This window comes from Enterobacter sp. 725m/11 (assembly GCF_011683705.1).
GTDB classification, from domain to species: domain Bacteria; phylum Pseudomonadota; class Gammaproteobacteria; order Enterobacterales; family Enterobacteriaceae; genus Enterobacter; species Enterobacter bugandensis.
This window is the reverse complement of the sequence record NZ_JAAQOK010000012.1, coordinates 64,093-86,668: the sequence shown is the minus strand read 5'-3', so window position 1 is coordinate 86,668 and position 22,576 is coordinate 64,093. Positions and strand designations below refer to the sequence as shown.

Here is a 22,576-nt window from a genome sequence, read left to right as displayed (position 1 = left end):
TTTTCTCCAGGCATAAAAAAACCTGCCGCGGCAGGTCACATTTTTTGATTGGGGGGATTCGTGGTACCGCCGCCGTCACCATTTTCTTCATGGTCATGGCCATTGTAAGTTTCGCGGATCGCGCTCATTTTCCCGGTACCGTCCGAAATCTCCTGAGTTGCACCAATATTTCCGGCCACGTTCGCGTCGGCATTGAATTGCGACACGCCCTGCACGGTGAGGGTTTCAGTAATTTCCACCGGACCGTCCAGCGTACCTTTCCCGATGATTTTGTAGGTGCCGCCCTCCGCCAGGGTAATGGTCAGGGCATGCGCGGCACGGTCATAGCGGATCTCGGTAGCGTCGCCGTATCGGGTGATATGCTCGCTGTCGCTGCCCTCCGGTACCGGCAGCGCGCCGGTATTCCAGCCGGGAAACACCCGGCCATTATTCAGCTCGCCCGCCTCCGAAAGTACCGTGACCGCATCCCCGACCGCATACGGATTGGAGTCAGCCCGGTTAACACCCGAAAAGCCTTGGCAGAGCGGTAGCCAGGTGGTGGTGATGTCGCCCAGGTCCACCCGGCATTTCGGTATGCCGTCATGCTTTACGGAATGAATAACCCCGCGCCTGACAATATTTGCCAGACGGCGCTGTAAATCGCCCTCGATATCACTCATCGGGTTTTGCCTCGTAAATCAGCTGATAGTCATCCACATGTGTCCGACCGATATCCGGTGCCTTGCCCAGCCAGGCCGCTTTCAGCGGGGCATTCAGCTGTGCAAACGGATCCGCACCAAAGGCGGCTGACTGTGTGAAGGAGATTCGCCAGACCAGGTAATCATCCATGCGCGGATCAAACTCATCGCGTGCTGCATCGATAAAGATGGCTGGCTCCAGATGGGTCAGGCCGAACTGCTGGCCGTCAATCCACTGCGTGATATCTGCGGCCGCCGTGCGCAGGAAAATTTCCGGGCGACTGACACCTGCCCCGGCTGCATCCACCACCACGAACAAATCGCAGGACAGATTAACGTTGAGCTGCCCCTCGTTGCCCCCGCCCTGTTCCCAGCCGTTAATGGAGAAATAGACCGCCGGGGTGGTCAGTCCGGTAAATCGGGGGACATTTTTTTCCGGATAGGCATCGGCGTCGCGCACCCAGTCAATTTTTTTCAGCGCGCCGGTGACAGCATCGTGATACTGCCCCAGCAGCAATGGCTCAGCCATGGTTTACCTCAGACAGATATACGGGCTTTCACACGCCCGCGCAGATCGGTTTCAAAGTGATGCATGAAAATCTCCATCGCCTCCGCAAAGGCGTTATCCTCGATGTAGTTCAGCATCGGCTCATAAATATCCACTTCCGCCTCGCGGGTACGACGGGAATCCGGATCGCGAATAACCACCGTCCGCCGGTTTTCACGGCGGGAGCGCGCCACCTCCCCGTTTTCAAACGTGCGCGGGGAAAGCAGGCTGCCCTTTGGGGTAAAGCCCGCGTTTTCTGCCTGGCGTCGCGCCTTTATATACCGCCCGGTGGATTTATCCCGCCGGGTATGGTGAGGCCTGACCCGCCCGTTAATCCGGCCTTTCAGGTCTTTTACCTTGATGGCATTGAGACCAAACCAGAGACGAAAATTATCCAGTTGTGACTGAGAGGCGCGATCAAGACGAAAGGAAAGCAGACGCCGGCGCACCAGATCCAGGCTGCGTGGCGCCAGCCCGTCTTTCAGGTCTGCCATCGCTTTTTTACGCAAGGTGGCGGCGGTACGTTTCAGGGCGCGAGAGTACGCCGCCCGAAACTGTTTATGGGTGGCACCGATGTGCTCCGCTATCCGCCAGATGGCATTCACATCGATATCGACAGGCAAATCCCGTCGCAGTCTGGACTCACGCGCCATGTCAGCTCCACTTATTGATATCCGGCTGCACCTTACCCGGTGCGCCATACACCAGCGTGACGCGGGTGCGGCCATCTTCATCAGCCCCGACGTGCGTCACACGATAAGCCGTGCCGTTGATCTCAACGCCGTGATGCTTCTCAAGCCCCGCGATATCGGCGGTCATCGCGCTGAATGCCGGAGAGCGATCCTGAATTTGCCCCCCGCCGGGCACATCAACCGGGGCATCAGGCGTCTCGAAAATCACGGTAACAGGACGCAACTCAGCGTCGATAGACAGGACGGCAGGCACCTCTTCGGCAAATGCCCGGGAAATCCGGGCATCCGCTTTTAACAGGCGTTGACGAAAGCCGTTCATCAGTAGCCAAGCCGGACCGGAACAGTTCCGACATCAGCCTCCGAGTCTGCCCAGGCCGTGCCCGCCAGAGGGTTCGGTGCTGCCGCCTCCCCCGCTTCTGCTGTCAGCTTACCGTCAGCCAGATACAGCTTCTGGCCGAGAGTGACCGCTTCCGCTGCCTTTGGCAGAACGAACACGCCCGTGGTGTGCAGCACGCCCCACAGCCCTGCCGGGATGTCATCGTGAGCGACGCCAACCAGCGCCCCTGAAAGCACGGCGTCACCCGAATGAATATCGGTTGCACCGGTATTCTGAAAATCAAGGGTGCTGCCGTCCTGCTGATAATTTTTCGCCATTTTTCTCTCCAGACAAAAAAGGAGCAGCACGCGCCGCTCCGTAATAAAAAACCGTCAGATGACGGTCGTTATTTTTTGGTGACTTTAACCATGCCGCGCCAGTCAAGCGGTGCCACACCTGCATCGATACGCACCTTGAACGCGGCACCGTCAACGGTGAAGCCCTGTTGCTGCTCCAGATACGGGGTGTCGATGCCGTCGAGATAGGCCACTTCGATAGTGTCTCGTCCCTGTGCAGCGGTCAGGTAGTAATCCGTCGGGCTGCTGTCGTCCAGGCGGGCCTCAGAAGCCACCGTCACAAAGTTCTGGATCGGGTTCACGATACCGCTGTTCGCATCTGCGCCTGGTACGCTTGCAGACTTGATCAGCTGGTTAGCCCGGGACTCGATAGCCACTGGCGTCAGCATGTAGGCCGGGCGAATATTCAGACGGCGATCGCCCGATTTTTGCAGCAGCATCGCCTTACGCGCCGTATCCAGGCCTTCGATACTCAGGTCGGCGGAGACCAGGTTGCCGTGGTCAGCGTGGAACAGCGGCTTACCGTCCGACATTTTCGGGTTGCTGGTCAGCACCGCCCACACCAGATCGCCCACGGTGGCACGCGCAGCAAGCCCCATTGCCTGCGGGATACGAGTCAGCATGTCCAGGTCGTCGTTTATGATGGTCTGGCGGTCAATGCTGAACAGTTCGCCGTAGGTCGCCAGCGCAATTGGCTCCCCGCGATCCTTGATGGTGACATATTTATATTCCGCCCCGGCGCGAACCTTGCGAAGCGATGCGAGTGATTCCAGACCGACGCGGTGCGCGGTTTTGAAATCGGTCAGCGTGCCCTTGCGGGTCCACTGTTCGAACGTCTCTGTGGCCTCATCCCAGCCCATCAGCGCCGCCTTGTGCGCTACATCCATCAGGATATTGCCGAAATCGCTGCTGCTGTGGGTGAACGCCAGCCCGACCATCGACTGTGCCGTACCAGCTCCGGAGATACCAATGCCGCGATCGACCAGGGAAGCGCGCGCAAGTTCGCGCAGGGTGTAACCGTTATAGGCGTTATCCTTCTCGGCCTGCGCATAGCCCGCACGGGACATTACCGCAGCGCGAATGGAATCACCCACCAGATTGCCGTTGCCAGCATAAAGGTGAATGGCACCCGGACCGGCGCTCGGGGTGGTACCCGCTGCCAGCGCCTGCAGAAGTTTGTCGCGGGCCTTTTCGGCGTTGCAGGAGAAATCGGCCAGGCATTCCGCCTTCAGCGTCGCGAAGGTCGGGAACGCCTCAAACACGGCTGAGACGGAATTCACGCGCTCCGCGTTCGCCGTCTGCATCTGCTGCTGCAGCTGCTGGGCCAGCGCGGTGATATCGATGTTTGCCATCTGCTGCACAGGCTGTTGTGGCGCTGGCGGGTTCAGGTTTGCCTGTACCGGCGCGGGCTGCTGTACAGGGGCAGGCTGCTGTGGCTGATTCACCGGAGCTTCGGCGCGCGGCGCAAAAAGGGATTTAATCTGTTCTGGCATGTTCTGGTAATCCTTCAGTTTATTTTCATTCACACAGGCCGCGGCCTGCAGTTCAGGTTCAAGCGTGTCGGCAAAACCTTTTTCCACCGCTTCGGCACCGTTAAGCCAGGTCTCCGCTTTCAGCATCGCTTCCAGCTCCTCCTGCCCCAGTCCGGTTTTGTTCATGTAGGCGCTGAGCATCAGGGCTTCATTCCGGTCAAGCCAGGCGGCATAGTCGCGCATGTCATCAGAGTCACCGGCAATGCCGCCCCACGGTTTGTGGACCATAATCCAGGCGTTCTCCGGCATGTGCACCGTGGCGCCGGGCAGGCAGACAATCATCGAGGCCATGCTGGCCGCCACGCCGTCTACCCAGATATCCACCTTCGCTTTCAGCCGCGACAGGGTGTTGTAGATGGCAAAACCCTGCATAACATCGCCACCCGGGCTGTGGATATGCAAATCCACCGCGCTGGCCTCAAACACCCCCGCCTCTTTACAGTCGGCGACGAACTGCTGGGCAGTGATACCCCAGCCGCCGATCACGTCATAAAGGAAGATTTCGACCCGTCCGGCAGCCAGCGCGCGGATTTCGTACCAGCACTGGCCGTTTGCCGCATCGACACCCGCCAGGCTGGCGCTGGGGTTAATCATCATCGTCCGGCTCACGCCGTTTATCGTCTGGTTTTGCCGTTGCATCTGGCATCGCTCCTTTGTCATTGGCGGCGTCGGAATCAAACACCAGCCCGTGTTTACGGTTAAATTCAGTTTCACGCAGCCGCTGGCGCTTAACCTCCTGAGGATTTTTCCCCCTTGCCCGCGCCCATTCCGCTTCAGTACCGGCACCGCCACGCACAATGGCTTTCCAGGCGTTCGCCTCTTTGCCCGGATCAATCCACGGCATCACCGGCCCGAGATAAAGCGCGTTATAGAGAGAATTCGGATCCACATCCGGCGGGACTTCAACGCCGCTCAGCAACGCCATCGCCAGCCATGCGCGGTAAACGGGCCGGCTGTGCTGGCCGACAAACCACTGTTGCAGGACGTTGTACCCTTCGAAGCTCTCCACCAGCTCCTGTCGCTGAGAGCTGTAGGTGCCGTTATAGTCCCGGGCAATGCTGGAATAGCTGCCGCGTGTACCGGCGGCCACAGCCCGCATCTGTCCGTTTCGGAATTCATAGAGGTGAACGTTCGGGCGGTTTGACTCCACCATGCCCAGGTCTTCGCCGGGTCGGAGTTCGTCGTAAATCATGCCCGGCGCGATATCGTAGTGACGCTGACCACCGGGCGGTGAAAACTCACTTTCATCGCCAAGTGACTGTGCATCGCCGCGCTTGATGTAGAAGCCCAGTGCAGCGGCAATACGGGCGGCCACGCGCTCGCTCTCTTCATAATCCTTGATGTCTGACAGACGGGTAATGACCCCGTGGATCAGGCTGATACCCCGCAGCTGGTGCAGTCGCTTGCGCTGTGCCAGGTGAAGCATGTTGTCAGCAGAGACGGTTTTAAGTTCCGCGCTGAACCGCGTCATGTTCGCAGGATGATATTTGTAAACGCGGTACCCGACGGGACGCCCCCAGTCGTTCACAATGATGCCCTGGCGAACCTGCTGACCTGCAGTGCTATTGAGGTTGAACGGCACAAAATCCGCCTCCAGCATTTCCAGCGAGAACGGTACCGACGTAGCATGCTGCAGGCCGGGTACGTTTCCCCTGACCAGTTGGGTAAATACTTCGCCATCACGCAGCGCTGAACGCAACAGCAGGCGCTCGGCTTCCGGACGGGTAAACATGCCGGTCACTTCCGGACGCACGGACCACTCCGCCCAGAGGGCCGAGAGCTGCCCGGCGAAATCGGAATGGAGGTTTCCCTCCAGATCGAGGGGCTGGGGCTCAACATGGATGCCATGAGCACCAATTACCCGGTCTTCCATTTTGTCGAACAAGCCGATCACCAGGTCGTGATTTTCATCGAGCCACCGGGCCTGTTCCCGCAGTGACTGACCTGCAGCAAATACCGAGGTGTCTGCTGACTGGCTTTGTTTTTTGGCCTTGTGCAGCCGTGACGGGTTTGCCGCTTCATACGCATTGAGCCTGAGGCGGTCCCGCGCACGTGCGGCTGCCCACCCGGGGGAAATTGCCCCCAGTGTTCTTTCAAGAATGCCCATAGAACGCCTTACAGAAAGTTAGCGAGTTTGTACGAACCGCCGCGGCAATTAACCGTCCGCCAGCGCCGTTCCCAGTATTCAAGCTCGTCGCGCAGCGCTTTCGGATCGTGGTTGGTGATGGCACGACCGTTAACGCCAGTGAATGAAATGCTCTTGCCGTCCAGCGAGTCTTGGTAGGCCTGACGCACCATCAGCAGCGTTTTCCAGATGTCGGCTTTCGTCACAGCCAGCCTCCCTTACCGGAAGACCCAAGCCAGCTGCCGGAGAGAGCAGTGTCCTTTTCAAGCTCAGCCTTAGCTGGCGTTTGAACGGGTTTTGTTTTTTTCACGGTTATCTCCCGGGGGCGTTCCCCTTCAAAAATATTTGGATTGAGATCCTGTAGCTCCGCCCATGCCGGCGGTTTTTCCCAGTCACGGATTTTTTCGTACCCGCGCAGGACCGCCACAGCGTGGGCATAGCAGAACAGGTCAAAGGCTTCATTGGCGCCCTTACCCGGTTTTCGCCATTTGCCGTCAACACCGCGTTCTTCGTAGGTCAGTTCCTCGTAGAACCACTCTCCCAGCCAGTCAGGAAAATGGATGTAACCGCCACCGGGGGTTTCGCGGTCCAGATTGTTGCTGAGCTGGTCCTTAAGCAGGTCGGTCTGCAGCAGATACACCGGCACCTCGCCACGCGCATCAGCACGACGGTCGCTGCGTTCGGTATTGTTCGGGTGGGTTTTGGTGATAATTTTCTGTCGCTTTGTACTGTCGCCCTTGACCAGGTAAACGCGTTTACCCAGGCCATCGCGCCGGCACTGGCGCCAGAATTTATAGGCGTTGTCCGTTACGCCTTCTTCACCGCCGCTGTCGACGGCCATTGCCAGCACCGGCATACGCCGCACCGGGTCAGACTGCAGCGCATAGGTTTTTTCCAGTACATCGGAGATCAGCAGCTGCCAGTCCTCCGGATAGGCGCCAGGGTGAACAGGCTCCGCCTCGCCATGTTCATTGCAGCGCAGCGACTGACGGATGTTGTAGCGGTCCACCAGCCAGCGCTCACCGTTATCGCCATAGCCAATAATCTGCACGACAAAACGGCGCTTTTTCCCACCCTGAACATCAACGGCCGCCAGCAGAAAACGCACTTTTGGCGGAACCAGACGTTTACCGTAATCCTCCGCCCGCTGCATCAGCGCATCGGCGCGTCGCTGTTCGCTTGCCGAGCGCGGCAGGTACGGCAGCCCCCAGTCGGTGTTGATAACCGCCTTGAGGGTTTCTTCGCTGCCCGTGGCCTCGTACTCCTGCTCAGCGGTCAGCAGCTTATAGACCAGTTGCGCCCAGGTCTGATACGCAGCTGCAGGGCCTTCCATCCAGAAACTGGCGATACGGGAGCGGCGCGGCTCACCGGAAATATTGCCGTCACGGTCAATACTCTGACCTTCACGCAGCCAGACTCCCACCCCGTTAAGCTCGCGCTTTTTATCTGCGGTGATAACGCTGCTGCAGTGCGGGCAAAGCAGATGGGCTGACTCGCTGGCTTTCACCGGATCAGGCTCATCGCGGTAGCCGGTCATCGCCTCCATCGCTGGCTGAAAATATTCACCACAGTGCGGGCACGGCCAGTACCACCGACGGCGATCGCCGCGGTTGTACAGAGAAAGCGCACCTGTCGTCGGTGGCGCTTCATGAGGAGACTTACGGCGCCATTTGCTGTCGCGAATATCACGCCCTGGAGAACACTCCACCAGCGTCATCCCGGCGGACATAAACGTCGTGGTACGCTTGGAAGCCAGCGTAAAGCCATCACCCTCGCCGTCGATGTCCTCAGGGAAGCGGTCATAATCCGTGAGCGCCACACACTTAAAATCAGACGACGACATGATGTTGATGGATGGCCATCCGATCTTGAGGTAGTTCCCCGCCAGAAAAGTACGATCATGGACGTTGTTGTCATTACGTAACGGGCTCAGACGCTTTGCCACCTCAGGACTGACACGGAAGGTTCGCGCCAGTCGCTTTTTTGAGTGCTCGCGGGCTTTCTCTTCGGTCATCTGAACGACGAGCATATCGGACGGATCGCAGACGATGTTGTAAACCACCCAGCCATCCACCAGGCCGATCGTTTTCCCCGTTCGTGCCGGTCCAACAAACACCACCGCATCGTATTCACGCATCGCGAGGCAGTTCATTGGCTCGATCACATAGGGAGCGACAGCAGGGTCCCAAGGTACCGAGTTACCGGCTCCCATAGGTACGCGCATAAATTTTTGAACCGCCTCAGCCACAGGCATACGGCGCGGGGCTTTGAGAATGGCGGAAGCGTTACGCCTGACTTCCGCTGCCGTGGCCTGTCGCATGATTTACTCCTCTTCTGGCATATCCTCCTGTTCTGGTGAGTCGGCCTTCTCAACTTTGAGGGCTATCTGGTCGCGCAGATCGTCAATAACCTGCTGCACCCTGACAACTGCAGAAGGGGTCATGGCGCAGTCTCGTTCAAGAATGTCAGGTAAGGTCTCCAGCACCTGAACCATCGCTTTTGCCATGGAGGAAAATTCTCGGGTGACTTCGGAGGCCGGAATTAGCTCCCCTGTTTCCTGCTGAAACTTGAGCCTTTCACGCTCCGACTGAAACCAGGCTTTACGATCGGGGGGAAGCATTTTGTCGACGTCCACCAGCTCGGACGGTGTGGTGCTTGTCAGCAGCTCCCGCAAAATATCGGTGACGGCATAAAGCTTAAGTTTCGGATTGCTGCCAGGTGCGGGCAGCACATTTGCCAGCTTGCCGGCGACCGTCTGGCGGTGCAGATCGGTAATGGCTGCCAGCTGAGTGATATTCAGCCGGAAATTTTTCAGTTCGTTATCCATGATGATGAACAAAAAATAGTCATTTCGACATCCTGCAAATGCCCAGGACTGAAATATCAATAGGTTAAACGGATGATGATGAAACCCATAAAATGCAAAAAACTAGCCGCTTTCCGCGTGTCCGCGCCCCCTCGGTGTTCAGAATCGCCAGGAGTACCTTTTATAAATGATAATATTCAGAATTTAATGGTTGGGCATGTTCCGCAAAAAAGCCTTGCGTAAGCGAAAAAAACGATTTACTGGTCGGATATGTTTAATTTTGTGTTCTGTGTAAAGATTTTGAAGATTTAAAACCACAACAAGGTCATTTATGAAAAAGTTAATCTTGGTAGCACTGGTTGCTACGGCTGTTTCTGGCTGCGCTCAACAATCGTTTTCAGTAAACAAAGGCATAACGACTACGCCACAGCAAGTTACGACACATCATTTCTTCGTTAGCGGGATTGGTCAATCCAAGCAAATTGATGCAGCTCAGGTTTGCGGTGGTGCTGATAAAGTTGTTCGTACTGAAGTTCAACAGACTTTTGTGAATGGGCTGCTAGGATTTGTCACCTTCGGCATCTATACCCCTCGTGAAGCACGCGTCTATTGCGCGAAGTAATATTCCATAGCAATTGAAGCTGATAATCCTCTAGCCCTCTAACGGGGGCTTTTTTACATCTGGTTGGTAAAACAATTATCAAACCCACCAGCAACTGGGCTTTGTAAAGGCTGCCACTATCCGAAGTGGCCACGCTCATGCCCTTGAGGTGCTGTCGCTTCATCGCCGCTTATAACCGGTGCGCATTTGGGGTTTGCGCTTCTTTACCGGAGCATGTTCCCTTATTTACCCTCACATCGGTCTGCTGTACCTACTCACCATTACGCGACTCGGGGCAGCATCATGACTGCTGCATTGCCTTTAGGCTGCGGTCAACCCGTTTTACTGCTTCATTGTCTCTAGTCACCAATTCACTGCATATATCTAAGGAAATTCTTAATTCCCCACGCTTACGCTTGTTATTATCTGCCTGGCTGCCAGGCTACACATGACTCTGATGCGGAGAATGCCAACTCCAGGGAAACATCGATAAAAAGAGCATGTGAAACTGAGACTCCGGTAGCCCTCCCTCGTGGGGGCTTTTTTTGGGATTGATGCGCTTCGCTTGTTAAATATTGAGTCTTTTCTAGAATTTAAAGGTGCTTTGCTATGTCAGGTAAAGCCGTCGTTCAGAAATACCCGTGCGCTCAAGGATGAGCCATCCCTAGTTTTTCCTTTCCAGCTCTATCTGCCTTATACCAGCCAGGTTATTATTGCCCTTCTCAATCACGGCCAGCAGCGGCTTAATCCAGAGCACAGCCTGGCAGTACGTTATTGAGCCGGCGGCAGCGGTACTATCATCGGCTGCGTCAGGTCCTTCGGTATCGGCGTGCATTGCGCTGGAACGTAAACGGTGCGCGTATTTGAGCAGCCCACCAGCGACATCAGCAGGAACAGGCAGATCACAGGTTTTTTCACGGCGGAGAATCTCCCGGTATTCGATTACGGTTTCTTCAGTACGGGTGTCGATCAGGGAGTTAAGTCTGTTGGCATGCTCTGCAACCTGATTGAACCGATTGAAGTTGAATGCCTGAGTGGCGATCACCTGACCCTGCATAGTGTTGTCACTTCTCAGAGCGTCATTATCACTCTGCAGGCTACTGGCGTCTGAACAGCTTTTAACGAGTGCGACTGAAAGGCCAGCAATTATGACAATCGCGACTGGGAAAAGATTAAGTTTCACTGGTCTATCCCCCAGCATGCCAGAGCGCTTTCCTGATCGCGACGTTCCACCTGACCATAGCAGCCGTTCTTCTGGCCTTTGGTCAGGCGGCAATCACGCCCACCGTCTTTAATCCACCAGCGGATTGATTCACAGGCCCCTTTCGGGTCACCAGCATTGATGCGCTTATAGAAAGTGGAAGGGAAACATTTACCCGGTCCGATGTTGTAGGGGCAAAAGGAAGCAATCCCAGCCTTCTGTGGAGCGCTTAGGGGAACGTGAATATTACGTTCAACCCACGCAAGCGCCTTATCCCGTTCGATGGCGTTTACCTGGTCGCATTTCGCCTGCGTCAGCTTCATGCCCTGAACCACCAATTTACCATCAACCATTGTGGCCCCACGGCAAATCGTCCAGATGCCTCCACCATCTTTGTATGCAGTGAGGCTGCTCCCCTCCTTCTCATTCAGAAACTGATCGAGAATGACAGATGCCGGCGCACCTGCGAGTACCAGCCCCAGAACAGCTGCACTCAATTTTGCCCTAGTTCCCATCATTCACCTTCCTTTTGTAATGCCTCGAGAACCACGCTTGCCGCAGCCGGACGTTCGCGAAGAGGTTTATCACCGACCTCTTTCAGGTAGTCATTGACCATTTTCGTTCGCTTCTCGTCTTCTCTACGCCTGCGGTGTGCATCCACCCGTCCGTTGATGTAGGAGGCAAGTGAAATAAGCAGACCAGCAGCGCCAAAGAACATAAACACCAGATCCTGAGTGGTAAATCCAATGGCTGACGCCAGAGCTGCTAACCACGCGAAGAACTGTGTGAAGATGTTCCCTGAATCATTCATTTTCATGGCCTCCCCCCTCAGTTTACCGAGGCTGAATTTTGTTAAAAAAAAAGCTGCCTTGAGGCAGCTTAGTAAGATGTGACATCTAAAAATCATTCAGATCTTGGTATGAAACCAATTTTTATCACATTACAACTTATTTTGCGGACCGCGTTAGTTATTTTTGATATAATTATTGCTTTAGTCATCGGATGGAACGCAAAATGTACACATCAATTTCATCAATAAATCGATACAAAGGCTTTGAACTTGAACTCCCCATTACTTTTTCAGATTATTTATGTCTAGTAACAGGGCGAAATGGAGCAGGCAAAACCCGTCTTTTAGAAGGGATAGTAAATAATTCTTGCCTTGTTATTATTGATGACGCGCAGATAGAACAAACCCATACAACCATATTAAACATGGACATTGATAATCGAAACATCCTCATTAATTATACTAATAATGAGTATGCTAAACATCTTTCCCAAAACCTTCGGTTATTAGCATCTACCATAAAGAACTCATCTGAACTTCCAGAAACTCACCCGATACCCAGAAATAATGGTTCAAGAATATATGATCACGAAGAATTTAAGGCCAGAGAAATACTCCAACATGCTGAGTTATTACTTGGTAAAGAATCGCATAAACTTTCAGCAGACGAAATAGAACTATCGTTATTGGCTCATAAGGATGTTATTAATGGAAAAGTCACGCCTACCCAAACAAGTCTAAGTCAATTAACCGTCAATTACTACCAAACTAGGCACAAGAATAGATGGCTCAAATTCCTTAAACAAGAAGGTGGTGATTATTCATTCCTTAGTGAAGATGAATTATCTAAGATTATGGGCTTAGAAAGTCCTGCTGTCGCATTTAACAACACCATACAAAAACTTTTTAGGGGAAAGTTCTCAATTTTACTTCCCGATGAAGAAAATGCACATTTTGATTATAATCCCAAACTTATTTTGAATAAAACTAACGAACCAATTGACATCAAAGATTTATCAGCTGGTGAAAAAATTATTTTTTGGTTAGCTGAGAAAACTTTTGAGATAAAATATTCCAATCCGAAATACGTATTCACTAACAAGTCTTTAATTCTAATTGATGAACCCGATGCACATTTGCATCCGCAGATGACAAATGATCTCTTCTTGTGTCTAAAACAGTTGCATGAGTTGCTAAAAGTTAATTTTATTATCACCACTCATTCTCCAACTACTGTTGCCTTATGCCCGAATGATAACATACTTAATTTAAGCTTTTCCGAAAAATCAGGAAAATACATTGCTACTAAAATTGATAAAGACAATGCTATCGCTGAATTACTCGAAGGGGTGAGTCAAATTTCAATAAACCCTGACAATAACCGCCAAGTTTATGTGGAAAATGAAAACGATCATAACATCTATGAATTGATTTATCGTAAAGTAAAAGACAACTCTTCAAAAATAAATAGGTTTATTAATCTTTCCTTTGTAAGCTCAGGTGAAAAGATAGCCGAAAATGAATTAAGGAAACATTTCATAAGATATATAAAGAATGAAAGTGATGTCAGCGAGCTTATCAAAATAATTAATGGCGAGGGTAATTGGGATAAAGTCGTTGGAATTGTAGAAAGCTTGAGAAAAAATGGCAACCATACTGTAAGAGGACTGATAGATTGGGATCTTACAGCAAGAAAACATTTAACAGACATTATAGTATTTGCTAGGGGTAAAGCATATTCTATTGAAAATGTCGTTTATGATCCAATTAGCTTATTCGCATATTATCATCGCAATGACATTACGCACAACGATTTTTCCTTTAAGGAAATTAATAACACCCCATGGCATGAAGTATTAAATAATGACATTATCCTACAGAATGTAATTGATAATGTAATGAAAAGAATATTAAAAAGGGAGAGTAACAAAGACTATGTCATATCATATATGAATGGTCGCAGCTTCAAATCTGACAGGGAATATTATCATACAAACGGTCATGCACTGGAAGATTTGATATTCAAAAACTACCCTAAAATCAATGAATTAAAACAAAACAATCCATACCCTCCGGTAATCTATCAATTCGTAAGAAAATCAACACTAGCCTTTCTTGAATGGGGATTTGTAAATACAGTATTTGAAGATGCTTTTGTTGAGCTTCAAAAATAAAATATGCGGTCACACTAAGTGACCGCAGTAATATTAATCCATATCAAGCCTAACGTTTAGCATAGCTAAACAGCCATCAATAAACCCTTCTGCTAACTGGATCTCAATTCGAATGATTCTTTCATCTTTCTTTAGCACTTTGGCTATTTTTCTTTTAGATACCCTATATAAATAATGAGCAACTAAGAGAGAGTGCTCATAGGGTTTTCTTTTCTGAAGGCGCGCAAGACATCCCTCAATAATCATAGCATCGTCATCAGTACATGAAAGGCGAGCTTTGCTCGATTGAGGTATAAGCCCTTTAAAGCCAGCAGCGATGGGTGAATAGTCAACTCCTGAACTATCGCATGCAGCCCACCCTCCCCAGCGCTCCAAAACAATTTGAATATCACGCATTTTTTGTGCTCCTGAGTTTTTTACGCTATAGCTGATGTGGACGCCCTTTAGTTTCAAACGCTTGAGTGATACCTCCAAGTTCATTTAATGTCCTCGATAATTATCATTCCGGTTTCGCCCCATAGTTTTGATGTCCGGGCGTCCCAAATGTGGGAATCATCCTCAAACATGGCGTCCAACAGAGATTTTGTTAAGTTGTCCAGATCGGGCTTTTGCTGGTGGGGCTGGCCGTCCATAGCCGTGCGCTTTTTCTTGCTCCAGCTCTTCGGCATCGGCAAAACGAATGTTATGTGCGCGCCGTTCTCAGTAATCTGGATTCCATGCAGGCGGGCTTCATCGCAGAACATGCGATAGCGCATCACCGGCGGGCGTTGTTTCCATTTATCGCGGCGAGTCATGCGGGGTTTTCCCACTGGGGTGATGATGTATTTAGGCACGCAGCGCCTCCTGTATACGGGATCCAATCCAGCGCATAACCGGTACCGCCATTGAATTGCCGATCGCTTTATAGCGAGGACCATCGGCGGCCAGACGGAACGCCTGCTCTGCAGTCAGTTCTGGCCTGTGGTGGCGCAGGTATGCGTATTCTTCAGCGCTGAGCTGCTTACGTTTTTGTGTGGGGATCAGGGTGTGGTTATCTGGGAAGCCCTGCAGGCGTTCGCACTCGACAGGAGTCAGACGGCGAACGGCCATGTTTTGCATGACTGCAGGAGCCTGATTGCTCCCACTATTTGCGCTGGTAAGCGTAGGTGCCTGTTCGCAGGCATAACCTATTCCATGGGCTTTTGCGCCCTGCCCGGCTTTGAAGGCGTAAGCGACTGCGGGAGGAGATCCAGCATTTTGGTTTCCATATACGCTGTTGCCGGCGCGAAGTGTTGGTGAAATTTCTCTGGAGGCATCGTGCCCACTATCCTTAGAGCTGAACGCGATAACCGCATTTTCCTGACCATGATTACGCCCCAGCGTATGGGCAATGTTTTTCAGTATGTCGGAGTCCTGAGTTCCGTGCACCGACATAACGGCCAAATCAGTTGCGTCTTTATGGTCCTGGGCTTTGCATGTTGATCCCGTTCCATCACTCACGTATTCGCCAAACTCCCTCATGCGAAAAGTTCCTACGGGGATGTAATGTCCAGCTGCAGCCCCTTCCGGTCTTCCACCCGCGCCGCCAGTAAATGAATGAGCAGCAATAGTACCAACTACTGCCTGAAGATGGCCGGCTTGTGCCTGGTTGTCGTCTGCGCCACATGTTCCAACGCCTCGCGCAGTAAGGGCGGCAACGATTTCCGTCGTTTCTCTGCTCGGCGGAGAATTCCGGCGCAGGCCTTCGGACTCAAAAAGAATTTTTGCGGGATCGATATCCCCTCGAGCTGTTGCGACAACAAACACACGTCTGCGTCGTTGGGCCACTCCGAAAAATTGAGCGTCGAGCACTCGCCAGGCAATAGCTCTTTCTGGTCCCAGCACATAACCAGCGTTTGACCATCGCTTCCCTGGTGATTCCAGCGCGCAGCTTTCGCCGGCAAGCCCTGCAAGAAAACATCCGAAAGCATTATCTTTGCTGCTGAATACGCCGGGGACGTTTTCCCAGACGACGGTGACGGGTGGTTTTCCCTGCTCTCTGCGTTTTTCATCGATAGCATTAACCAGCTCCACAAAAGCCAAAGTTAACTGGCCGCGTTCGTCAGCCAGCCCATTACGTAAACCCGCAACGCTGAACGCCTGGCAAGGGGTGCCCCCCACCAGCACATCAGGCGCTTCGATTTTTCCGGCACGGATTGCCGCGGCGATTTGCGTCATGTCTCCCAGGTTGCTGACGTCCGGCCAGCGGTACGCCAGAACAGCAGAGGGGAAATTTTCTATCTCAGCGAACCATGCTGGCTGCCAGCCCAGGCAATGCCATGCCACGCTGGCGGCCTCGATGCCGCTGCACACTGAGCCATAACTGACTGGCTTATTCATCGGCAGGCTCTCCCAGCAAATAGAGAACCTGCACCAGAAGCTCTGCTTCGGTGCCGTGCTTCATTTCCCAGGCGCGGCGGCCAGCATGAATCGCTACACCGTAACCGCCGTTGCGATGATGCATATGGCACAGGGGAATTGATTTTCGATGGTCAGCGCGCTGGCTTGTGCCCTGCCCGGTTCGGATATGGTGAATTTCCGCGGGCGTCTCGCCCAGGTTCTGGTTTCTGCACACGATGCAGCCCAGTGCGGCCACACGTGAAAGATGGAGGCTATCTGCTTTCTTCATGCTGGACCACCAGCATAAGCAGAAACACCGCACATAGACGGGCGGTGAGAGTTGTTTAGGGTAATGCTCTGCGCCATTTTGATTCCTCAGGTTGGCGCAGTAATCAGTGGGTGTTCAGCCCGTTTGATTATTATAAATCAACACTTACGGCTTGAGAACCTTAAGTGCTTCTGGCAGGGAGTTCAAATTGATAATCCGATCTTCATCGTCCAGAATCTGGGCTGAAAGCCCGCCTCCTTCCCGGCGAATCAGTGTGCGCAATGCCTTGCTGGTCACCAGGTAGTCTGTTATTTCACCATCAGTAAGACATAAAACAAGCATTCCGTCTTTGGTGAGACCGGCAGCAAATTCATTCAATTTCATGGGCAATTCCCTAAAAATGGATTTCCCCTTGCGGGGGCGGTCCTTTTCTCCCTGTGAACTGATTTCATTTAGGTTTCCGCTAACCAGATGTCTAATAGGTTAGAAAGATCAATTAACCGTAATTGACCTGTCTAACCGATCTGCTTTCTAAACACAGTACTCAGGTCCGGCTTTTTAAATCACAGGCCGATCATCGGTATCTGTCACTCGATTCAGAAAGTACGTCACAACTCCCATTATTGTCGCATCATCAAGGGAATCACCCTCTATAGCCTCGCCATCCTGAGTTATTAATGCCTTCCCCTGAACTTTTGCGAAGTCCAGACTACCGCAGAACGCAATTAAGATGGTGTCACCTATCTTCGGCTCTCTGGCAATGTTTATTATCACGTATCCAGCTGATGTTTCGATGGTTCGGCAGTTGTCGTCATTACCGTAAAGGTTGGTAATAGTGAGAATCTGCTCAGCGAGGTCTAATGCTGGTGATTGAAATCCCATGATAACCCCCTTAGCACTTAACTGTACATTTATACAGTATCACTAAAAAAATGAGGGTCAAGAATTTGGGTCAAAAAAACCCGCATAAGCGGGTAAGTGATTAATAAAAAAGCACTAAACTCCATTCTTTAACTTAAGAGAAACCATACAAAATCATCTCTAACTAAAACTTTTACGTTAGTGAGCTACAACCACGTGTGTTCATGAATGTAATGCAGAAACTGGTACCGAAATGTTCTGTTATTACTACTCACATTCTTCCTTCATAGCCATCAATGTAGGCTTCAGAGATAGCGTCGCTCATAGCTTTACGCTGTTTAGCAGACCATGATTTATTATCGACGTAACGAGTTCCCGCGAAAATTGTTTCACTCTGAATGGAGTTCAGAAATGACTCGCTACGAAAACTATCTGCACGCTTGTTGGCGTCCTCTATAGACATGCCTGATGAGCGGTCTTTTGCTCCCAGATCATGAAAAGTTTTAAAGAATGGCACCGCCATCTTAATACTGTCGGCTTTTATAACGCGTACATTCGGGTCAAAGCCGTCATCTGCAGCATATACATACTGGCGTGCATGGCGTTCTGCACTTGTTTGAGGGGTGCATGCGCTGCTCATCAAGGATGATGTTAACAATGCACACACGAATACTCCGGTAGATTTATTCATGGAGATCTCCATTCCAGTAAAAAACATTCCCATCAGTAGCTTATCAGGATTTTTCACTCATAGTCATACCCCAAAATCTGTCATTGACACGGTCAAAACAGCGGCGTAGGATTCGAATCACTGTATATATACCCAGTTGTTTATATGCAGTTTTTATAACTTTTAATCGTCAAAGAGGAATTAACTATGAGTGGTAATGGTGGCGAAAATGCACACAACAATGCGTTCAGTGGTGGCAAAAATCCTGGCATCGGTAACTCTGGTTCTGGCAGTAATTCCGGTACGTCGGGTAATGGTGGGAATGGTGGCCGTACACAGAATATTAATGGATTTTCTGTGGATCCAAACAACAGTGCACAGGTGAATGCTGCTAACAGAGGTGATGCGGCTGGAGTATTTTCTGCCGGTGGTGCAATTGCTATCAGTTCAGGAGTAGACAGTCATTCAGGTAAAGGCTCCGGTGGTAATGGTGGTAACTCAGGTTCACAGTCTGGTAGTAATAACTCCCAGAATCAAAATGGAATTAGCACTACGAGCGCTCCATCTACCTGGGATAGAACGGCAAAGTACTATGGCTCCAATGATAAAGTTTCCCGGAAAGCGCTTAAGAACTTATATGAGCAAGCAGTGCGGGATGGAAGTATACCAAAAGCAGCCCGGGGTAATTTGCGCGAAAATGTCCAGAAGATGCTCGATGAAGATAATCAAATTGAAGCATTACAAAAAGCCAGCGAAATTATTGCTGACATGGGGGAAAAAGTTGGTAGTTACTTAGGGCAAAAATATAAGGATGTGTCAAGGGAAATTGCAAGTAACGTTAAGAACTTCCAAGGTAAAACAATTCGTAACTACAATGATGCAATGGCCTCTCTGAATAAGATTATTGCTAATCCGGGGATGAAAATTAATCAAGGTGATAAAACTGCGATTGTTAACGCCTGGAAAAGCCTGAATGCGAGTGATATGGCAAACAAACTCGGCAATCTAAGCAAAGCATTTAAGACTGCAGATCTGGTGATCAAAGTAGAAAAAATCCGAGAGAAAAGCATCCAAGGCTACGAAACAGGAAACTGGGGTCCATTGATGCTAGAGGTTGAGTCCTGGGTTATTAGTGGTATTGCTGTCGGTGTAGCAATGGGGATCTTTGGCGCCCTGGCGTCTTTTGTTGCGACAACCGTCGGGCTACCAATTACTGCATTAACAATTGCAGGAATTATAGGCATTAGTTACCTAGCTTCATTCGTTGACGATAAAATCGTTGATAAAATCAACAATGAAATAATCAGACCAGCTCATTGATCTAAAAGGGGGCAGAGATGTTATCTGCCCCTTAACTATCACCGGTGCTTAATTTTTAATTTTGATAATAAGAAAACTGCATAAGCATAGCTGATGTAATAGCAGGTGAGGATATAACACACATAAAATACGCTAACGAAAAAAACAGTAAGAAGATAATCGTTCCCTGATAAAAGCCTCATAAATCTTCCTGATTCAGTTAGCTCCACGTTCGACACCAACAAATAATAAATAATTGCAATATAAAACACGGTGAATAACATAAAAGCCAAAATACCTTTTGTGAAAGAAAAATTGGTTTTTAAAGTTAATTTCCTCCGGGCAATCAAGAAAAACAAAACACCTAACAAAGGAGCAATTTTAACATAAAAACTCATAACACTACTTAATGTTGGGTTATTGGCTGAAATTAACTCAGGAACTTTACCAGATAACGCATATAAATAAGTTAGAGAATCGCTCCCTTGGTTGTTAGTATATGATAAAAAAATCAGAATCAAAGGTATAACCCCGACAAGAAAAATATAATACATTCTTTTTGCCGCAATATTTGTCAAACTCCTTGATTCAACTTGCTTCATAGACATTTCACCTACCCTGTGTTTCGAACTTGTCCCTCTGAGTTTAGTCAGTGGATTGAAAAATGAAATAATTATATTGCAGATTTGCTATTCGATCCATTTTGTCGGTGTTGTTGACCTTTTTCATGCATAAGAGCAAATACTACAATTATAGCGTTAAGTTTTTTCCACAAGCCTACGCCAGTTATCTTCAAGCTCTCTTCGAGCCTCCCTCTCCCCTCCTGGCGGAAAAGAGAATCCAACTCGCCATTCTGAACAACCGTTAGAGCACCTAATTTCTGCGGCCCCCCAGTTCATTCCCCGGCAGCGAACCCTCAGTGCAGGGGACATGCCACATACAGGGCATTTCGGTAAATCAGTCATTTCCCATCCTCTGCAGCAAATGTTTGTGGCGGCGCAACTCGCGAACGGCCCCCTGCAGACGCTGCAGGTTTGCCAGCTTCGCTTTCGTGCGGCGGATTTCAGTCGAGATATAACGCGATGAAGGAATAATCAGATCATCCGGACGGCTGACGAAAGCCGGGATATCCCCAATAATTTCTTCAAGGGGTTTGCTTTCCGGAGCCGATGCAGCCTTGACTTCCGCTGCCGCGGGCTCCTGCTGCTCTGGTTGTATTACCGGTTCACCCGCCAGGCTCCAAGTAATGTTTTTACCGTCCACATGGCGTAGGACCAGACCGTCCTTGCACATTGCACCCAGCGATGCATTCAGGGCTCGCGAACCTTTACCCAGTTTTTCTGCGACCTGATTGGCCGTCATAGCCCCCTGCCCCTGCATTGCTGACAATACCCTCTCCACCAGCGGCGATGGCTGCTTGGGTCTGATACGCTTCGGCTTATGTTCCTTCGCGGTACCGACCGACCATGATCCATCGAAGAAATCACACAAACCCTGCTGTTTGTGCTCGCGCAGCATATTCAGTGCTTCTACGGGCTCAATATCAAGACGGGCGGCAACCTCACGATATGTCGCTTTTTTCATGGCTTTCAGTGCGTCGATTACAGATTCCATAATTTTCTCCTCAAAATTTACTTAACAGGTCACAGGTGGCTAACGTTTCCGCGATAGCTCTCCCAGTCAAAGTTCACCCAAATGCCGTTATCCATGCGCAGGCGGTCAACAACCCTTTCACCCAGGGTTTCTACCAGCGCGTCGTAATTCAGGTTGGTCAGAACACCAACCGGGCGCATGGCGGCCAGGCGGCGATCGATAATCTGGTTCAACAAAACTTTCTCGCCGCGGCTGTCGCGCTGAATACCGACTTCGTCGAGCACCAGCAGATCAACTTTGCAGAGGTCGTCCAGCAGCGCGGCTTCAGAACGCCCTTCGTCATAACAGGCCCTAGCGCGAAGAGTCAGATCCGGAACCGTCACAATCAGGACCGTTTTCCCCTGCTTCAGCAGGTAGTTGCCGATGGCCGCTGAAAGGTGGTTTTTCCCGGTACCTGGCTTTCCGGTGAAAACGAAACTGGCGAACCCTGTACCAAAATTTTGCGCATAGCTCTTTGCCATACTCAGTGCATGCCGCTGGCCATCCCCCTCCACCTTGTAGTTCGCGAAGCTGCAGCTGCGGTGCAGGTTCTGGATCCCGGATCGCCCGAAAATTTTCTCTGCCCACGCCTGCTGGTTGATCTTGTCGATCTCCGCTGCGCGCTTTTGCCCTTCTTCGCGCTGCCAGGCCATCAGCTCTGCAGCGCTCTTAAATTTGGGTTCTACGCCCGGCGGAATGACGCGGCGAAGGCGATCGAGAATGGAACCTGCGTTTTGCATGCTTACCCCCTGAATCCTGGCGGAACGGTGTTATCGGGACGGGAGATCTGATTGATATCCCGTCCACCAGCCTGGTAATGCCCTGTGCCCGGCGGCGGCAGGCGGATAATCAAGTCATCCCATTTTTCGCGCAGTTTGGCCGGGCATTTGACCTGGCGAACCCAGAACGTATCGCTCTGAACGCGCTTGAACATTTCACAAATTTGCTTGTGGCTACGGCCATCAAGGGTGCGCATCAGACGAACTTCGTTCGCCCATGCCGTCCAGTTCGGCTCTTTCGGGCGAACGATCTCGCCGTCAAAGGTTGCGGCCTCCTCGTAGAGTTTCAGCACGCGCTTCCAGATCCATTGCGCACAGGTCAAATCTTCCTGGCTGCCCCACTGGCGTTTTGCAGGGCTGTAGACCACCGCTTCTGGGTGGCGCTTTAAAAAATCGGTTTTTGTCAATTTTCCGTCCGAAGGCGGAGCGTCCGGACAAGAAGTATTTTCTGGTTCTTTGACTGGTTCAGAAGAGTGACTGATTCTGGGTGAATCTCCTTCACTATCCCCTGGTGAATGTGTTGCACCATCTGGTGAATCTCCTACACCAGCCCCTGGTGAATTTGCTTCACCATCCTGGTGAATCTCCTGCACTACCCTCGCACTGGTATTTGCACCGCTCAGGGTTAGTCGGTAGAAATTGCTGCCATTGCCTTTCGGCCCCGATCTGGTCTCTTTTCGCATCAGTCCAGACTCGCAAAGCGCGGCAACATGATTCATGACGGAACGACGGCTGATCTCACACTGATCAGCGATATGCTGATAGCTCGGCCAGCACTCGCCCTGGTCACTTGCGTTATCGGCCAGCTTAAGCAAGACCAGCTTACGAAGCGGGTTTCCCACCTTGACCTTCATCGCCTGAACCATCAGTTCCATGCTCATAGAACACCTCG

Annotated in this window: 27 protein-coding genes; 3 read left to right on the top strand and 24 right to left on the bottom strand. The window is 51.2% G+C overall.

Annotated elements, in window-relative coordinates:
- Positions 1-35: 35 nt before the first annotated feature.
- The 10 genes from HBA26_RS07335 to HBA26_RS07290 all read right to left on the bottom strand — a co-directional run bounded on the left by HBA26_RS07335 (position 36) and on the right by HBA26_RS07290 (position 9,072).
- The gene (locus HBA26_RS07335) at positions 36-659 is read right to left on the bottom strand and encodes a phage baseplate assembly protein V (protein ID WP_166720851.1); all 624 of its coding nucleotides are present in this window, start codon (positions 657-659) and stop codon (positions 36-38) included.
- On the bottom strand, positions 652-1,206 hold the full coding sequence (locus tag HBA26_RS07330; protein ID WP_166720850.1) for a hypothetical protein: 555 nt from the start codon (positions 1,204-1,206) through the stop codon (positions 652-654). Before HBA26_RS07330 ends, HBA26_RS07335 begins: the two co-directional genes overlap by 8 nt.
- An 8-nt stretch (positions 1,207-1,214) precedes the next feature.
- Positions 1,215-1,877 carry a hypothetical protein gene (locus tag HBA26_RS07325; RefSeq protein ID WP_126345274.1) on the bottom strand — a complete coding sequence of 221 codons (663 nt, stop codon included), beginning with the start codon at positions 1,875-1,877 and terminating at the stop codon, positions 1,215-1,217.
- A gap of 1 nt (position 1,878) precedes the next feature.
- Positions 1,879-2,235, bottom strand: coding sequence for a hypothetical protein (locus HBA26_RS07320; protein ID WP_166720849.1), 357 nt, complete (start codon positions 2,233-2,235; stop codon positions 1,879-1,881).
- Positions 2,235-2,570: a capsid cement protein gene (locus tag HBA26_RS07315; protein WP_166720848.1), complete on the bottom strand. Its 336-nt coding sequence runs from the start codon at positions 2,568-2,570 to the stop codon at positions 2,235-2,237. Before HBA26_RS07315 ends, HBA26_RS07320 begins: the two co-directional genes overlap by 1 nt.
- A 68-nt stretch (positions 2,571-2,638) precedes the next feature.
- The gene (locus HBA26_RS07310; protein WP_126345301.1) at positions 2,639-4,714 is read right to left on the bottom strand and encodes a ClpP-like prohead protease/major capsid protein fusion protein; all 2,076 of its coding nucleotides are present in this window, start codon (positions 4,712-4,714) and stop codon (positions 2,639-2,641) included.
- Positions 4,707-6,227 (bottom strand): phage portal protein, encoded by a 1,521-nt coding sequence (locus HBA26_RS07305; RefSeq protein ID WP_126345271.1) that lies wholly within the window; start codon positions 6,225-6,227, stop codon positions 4,707-4,709. Before HBA26_RS07305 ends, HBA26_RS07310 begins: the two co-directional genes overlap by 8 nt.
- A gap of 8 nt (positions 6,228-6,235) precedes the next feature.
- Complete coding sequence (locus HBA26_RS07300; RefSeq protein WP_166720847.1) at positions 6,236-6,451, bottom strand: hypothetical protein; 216 nt, start codon at positions 6,449-6,451, stop codon at positions 6,236-6,238.
- Positions 6,448-8,565, bottom strand: a complete 2,118-nt coding sequence (locus HBA26_RS07295) for a phage terminase large subunit family protein (protein WP_126345269.1) — start codon at positions 8,563-8,565, stop codon at positions 6,448-6,450. The genes HBA26_RS07300 and HBA26_RS07295 overlap by 4 nt, the downstream gene beginning before the upstream one ends.
- Before the next feature lie 3 nt (positions 8,566-8,568).
- Positions 8,569-9,072 (bottom strand): DUF1441 family protein, encoded by a 504-nt coding sequence (locus HBA26_RS07290; RefSeq protein ID WP_166720863.1) that lies wholly within the window; start codon positions 9,070-9,072, stop codon positions 8,569-8,571.
- Positions 9,073-9,382: 310 nt separating this feature from the next.
- Here HBA26_RS07290 and HBA26_RS07285 point away from each other — a divergent pair, with 310 nt between their 5' ends.
- Entirely contained in the window at positions 9,383-9,673 is a 291-nt protein-coding gene (locus HBA26_RS07285; RefSeq protein ID WP_126296521.1) for a Bor family protein, read from the top strand.
- A gap of 643 nt (positions 9,674-10,316) precedes the next feature.
- Here HBA26_RS07285 and HBA26_RS07280 read toward each other — a convergent pair.
- From HBA26_RS07280 to HBA26_RS07270, 3 genes are read right to left on the bottom strand one after another with little or no spacing between them, the layout of a single operon-like run.
- Positions 10,317-10,835 (bottom strand): hypothetical protein, encoded by a 519-nt coding sequence (locus HBA26_RS07280; RefSeq protein ID WP_166720846.1) that lies wholly within the window; start codon positions 10,833-10,835, stop codon positions 10,317-10,319.
- A complete protein-coding gene (locus HBA26_RS07275) occupies positions 10,832-11,368 on the bottom strand; it encodes a lysozyme (RefSeq protein ID WP_166720862.1) in 537 nt (178 codons plus the stop codon). Before HBA26_RS07275 ends, HBA26_RS07280 begins: the two co-directional genes overlap by 4 nt.
- Positions 11,368-11,670, bottom strand: coding sequence for a hypothetical protein (locus tag HBA26_RS07270; protein ID WP_166720845.1), 303 nt, complete (start codon positions 11,668-11,670; stop codon positions 11,368-11,370). Before HBA26_RS07270 ends, HBA26_RS07275 begins: the two co-directional genes overlap by 1 nt.
- A gap of 197 nt (positions 11,671-11,867) precedes the next feature.
- Here HBA26_RS07270 and HBA26_RS07265 point away from each other — a divergent pair, with 197 nt between their 5' ends.
- A complete protein-coding gene (locus HBA26_RS07265) occupies positions 11,868-13,817 on the top strand; it encodes an AAA family ATPase (protein WP_166720844.1) in 1,950 nt (649 codons plus the stop codon).
- Positions 13,818-13,850: 33 nt separating this feature from the next.
- On the opposite strand, the gene HBA26_RS07260 is transcribed toward HBA26_RS07265, so the two are convergent.
- The 7 genes from HBA26_RS07260 to HBA26_RS07230 all read right to left on the bottom strand — a co-directional run bounded on the left by HBA26_RS07260 (position 13,851) and on the right by HBA26_RS07230 (position 17,995).
- Complete coding sequence (locus tag HBA26_RS07260; RefSeq protein WP_166720861.1) at positions 13,851-14,213, bottom strand: antiterminator Q family protein; 363 nt, start codon at positions 14,211-14,213, stop codon at positions 13,851-13,853.
- 80 nt (positions 14,214-14,293) lie between these two features.
- Positions 14,294-14,650 carry a RusA family crossover junction endodeoxyribonuclease gene (locus tag HBA26_RS07255; protein WP_166720843.1) on the bottom strand — a complete coding sequence of 119 codons (357 nt, stop codon included), beginning with the start codon at positions 14,648-14,650 and terminating at the stop codon, positions 14,294-14,296.
- A complete protein-coding gene (dcm, locus tag HBA26_RS07250) occupies positions 14,643-16,175 on the bottom strand; it encodes a DNA (cytosine-5-)-methyltransferase (RefSeq protein WP_166720842.1) in 1,533 nt (510 codons plus the stop codon). The genes HBA26_RS07255 and dcm overlap by 8 nt, the downstream gene beginning before the upstream one ends.
- Positions 16,168-16,464 carry a Ref family recombination enhancement nuclease gene (locus HBA26_RS07245; RefSeq protein WP_054829607.1) on the bottom strand — a complete coding sequence of 99 codons (297 nt, stop codon included), beginning with the start codon at positions 16,462-16,464 and terminating at the stop codon, positions 16,168-16,170. The genes dcm and HBA26_RS07245 overlap by 8 nt, the downstream gene beginning before the upstream one ends.
- A 144-nt stretch (positions 16,465-16,608) precedes the next feature.
- On the bottom strand, positions 16,609-16,827 hold the full coding sequence (locus HBA26_RS07240; protein WP_047749290.1) for a hypothetical protein: 219 nt from the start codon (positions 16,825-16,827) through the stop codon (positions 16,609-16,611).
- 174 nt (positions 16,828-17,001) lie between these two features.
- Positions 17,002-17,325 carry a hypothetical protein gene (locus HBA26_RS07235; RefSeq protein ID WP_166720841.1) on the bottom strand — a complete coding sequence of 108 codons (324 nt, stop codon included), beginning with the start codon at positions 17,323-17,325 and terminating at the stop codon, positions 17,002-17,004.
- Positions 17,326-17,575: 250 nt separating this feature from the next.
- Positions 17,576-17,995 carry an Exc2 family lipoprotein gene (locus HBA26_RS07230; protein WP_126304368.1) on the bottom strand — a complete coding sequence of 140 codons (420 nt, stop codon included), beginning with the start codon at positions 17,993-17,995 and terminating at the stop codon, positions 17,576-17,578.
- 186 nt (positions 17,996-18,181) lie between these two features.
- Between HBA26_RS07230 and HBA26_RS07225 the strand changes: the two genes are divergently transcribed.
- Positions 18,182-19,294: a colicin-like pore-forming protein gene (locus HBA26_RS07225; RefSeq protein ID WP_166720840.1), complete on the top strand. Its 1,113-nt coding sequence runs from the start codon at positions 18,182-18,184 to the stop codon at positions 19,292-19,294.
- A gap of 38 nt (positions 19,295-19,332) precedes the next feature.
- Here HBA26_RS07225 and cui read toward each other — a convergent pair whose 3' ends face one another.
- From cui to HBA26_RS07205, 4 genes are all read right to left on the bottom strand, one after another.
- Complete coding sequence (gene cui, locus HBA26_RS07220) at positions 19,333-19,875, bottom strand: colicin immunity protein Cui (protein ID WP_166720839.1); 543 nt, start codon at positions 19,873-19,875, stop codon at positions 19,333-19,335.
- A 355-nt stretch (positions 19,876-20,230) separates the two neighbouring features.
- Positions 20,231-20,887 carry a DUF1627 domain-containing protein gene (locus HBA26_RS07215; RefSeq protein ID WP_047749224.1) on the bottom strand — a complete coding sequence of 219 codons (657 nt, stop codon included), beginning with the start codon at positions 20,885-20,887 and terminating at the stop codon, positions 20,231-20,233.
- 29 nt (positions 20,888-20,916) lie between these two features.
- The gene (locus tag HBA26_RS07210; protein ID WP_047749225.1) at positions 20,917-21,645 is read right to left on the bottom strand and encodes an ATP-binding protein; all 729 of its coding nucleotides are present in this window, start codon (positions 21,643-21,645) and stop codon (positions 20,917-20,919) included.
- A gap of 2 nt (positions 21,646-21,647) precedes the next feature.
- Positions 21,648-22,565, bottom strand: coding sequence for a helix-turn-helix domain-containing protein (locus HBA26_RS07205; protein WP_047749226.1), 918 nt, complete (start codon positions 22,563-22,565; stop codon positions 21,648-21,650).
- Positions 22,566-22,576: the final 11 nt, after the last annotated feature.

What these genes read in the sequence shown, in the direction of transcription:
- HBA26_RS07325 (WP_126345274.1), bottom strand. Translation starts at nt 1,877, where the DNA reads ATGGCGCGTGAGTCCAGACTGCGACGGGATTTGCCTGTCGATATCGAT.
- HBA26_RS07290 (WP_166720863.1), bottom strand. Translation starts at nt 9,072, where the DNA reads ATGGATAACGAACTGAAAAATTTCCGGCTGAATATCACTCAGCTGGCA.
- HBA26_RS07225 (WP_166720840.1), top strand. Translation starts at nt 18,182, where the DNA reads ATGAGTGGTAATGGTGGCGAAAATGCACACAACAATGCGTTCAGTGGT.
- HBA26_RS07205 (WP_047749226.1), bottom strand. Translation starts at nt 22,565, where the DNA reads ATGAGCATGGAACTGATGGTTCAGGCGATGAAGGTCAAGGTGGGAAAC.
- HBA26_RS07210 (WP_047749225.1), bottom strand. Translation starts at nt 21,645, where the DNA reads ATGCAAAACGCAGGTTCCATTCTCGATCGCCTTCGCCGCGTCATTCCG.
- HBA26_RS07285 (WP_126296521.1), top strand. Translation starts at nt 9,383, where the DNA reads ATGAAAAAGTTAATCTTGGTAGCACTGGTTGCTACGGCTGTTTCTGGC.
- HBA26_RS07270 (WP_166720845.1), bottom strand. Translation starts at nt 11,670, where the DNA reads ATGAAAATGAATGATTCAGGGAACATCTTCACACAGTTCTTCGCGTGG.
- HBA26_RS07235 (WP_166720841.1), bottom strand. Translation starts at nt 17,325, where the DNA reads ATGGGATTTCAATCACCAGCATTAGACCTCGCTGAGCAGATTCTCACT.
- dcm (WP_166720842.1), bottom strand. Translation starts at nt 16,175, where the DNA reads ATGAATAAGCCAGTCAGTTATGGCTCAGTGTGCAGCGGCATCGAGGCC.
- cui (WP_166720839.1), bottom strand. Translation starts at nt 19,875, where the DNA reads ATGAAGCAAGTTGAATCAAGGAGTTTGACAAATATTGCGGCAAAAAGA.
- HBA26_RS07260 (WP_166720861.1), bottom strand. Translation starts at nt 14,213, where the DNA reads ATGCGTGATATTCAAATTGTTTTGGAGCGCTGGGGAGGGTGGGCTGCA.
- HBA26_RS07275 (WP_166720862.1), bottom strand. Translation starts at nt 11,368, where the DNA reads ATGGGAACTAGGGCAAAATTGAGTGCAGCTGTTCTGGGGCTGGTACTC.
- HBA26_RS07230 (WP_126304368.1), bottom strand. Translation starts at nt 17,995, where the DNA reads ATGAATAAATCTACCGGAGTATTCGTGTGTGCATTGTTAACATCATCC.
- HBA26_RS07245 (WP_054829607.1), bottom strand. Translation starts at nt 16,464, where the DNA reads ATGAAGAAAGCAGATAGCCTCCATCTTTCACGTGTGGCCGCACTGGGC.
- HBA26_RS07310 (WP_126345301.1), bottom strand. Translation starts at nt 4,714, where the DNA reads ATGATTAACCCCAGCGCCAGCCTGGCGGGTGTCGATGCGGCAAACGGC.
- HBA26_RS07315 (WP_166720848.1), bottom strand. Translation starts at nt 2,570, where the DNA reads ATGGCGAAAAATTATCAGCAGGACGGCAGCACCCTTGATTTTCAGAAT.
- HBA26_RS07320 (WP_166720849.1), bottom strand. Translation starts at nt 2,235, where the DNA reads ATGAACGGCTTTCGTCAACGCCTGTTAAAAGCGGATGCCCGGATTTCC.
- HBA26_RS07305 (WP_126345271.1), bottom strand. Translation starts at nt 6,227, where the DNA reads ATGGGCATTCTTGAAAGAACACTGGGGGCAATTTCCCCCGGGTGGGCA.
- HBA26_RS07265 (WP_166720844.1), top strand. Translation starts at nt 11,868, where the DNA reads ATGTACACATCAATTTCATCAATAAATCGATACAAAGGCTTTGAACTT.
- HBA26_RS07330 (WP_166720850.1), bottom strand. Translation starts at nt 1,206, where the DNA reads ATGGCTGAGCCATTGCTGCTGGGGCAGTATCACGATGCTGTCACCGGC.
- HBA26_RS07240 (WP_047749290.1), bottom strand. Translation starts at nt 16,827, where the DNA reads ATGAAATTGAATGAATTTGCTGCCGGTCTCACCAAAGACGGAATGCTT.
- HBA26_RS07215 (WP_047749224.1), bottom strand. Translation starts at nt 20,887, where the DNA reads ATGGAATCTGTAATCGACGCACTGAAAGCCATGAAAAAAGCGACATAT.
- HBA26_RS07335 (WP_166720851.1), bottom strand. Translation starts at nt 659, where the DNA reads ATGAGTGATATCGAGGGCGATTTACAGCGCCGTCTGGCAAATATTGTC.
- HBA26_RS07295 (WP_126345269.1), bottom strand. Translation starts at nt 8,565, where the DNA reads ATGCGACAGGCCACGGCAGCGGAAGTCAGGCGTAACGCTTCCGCCATT.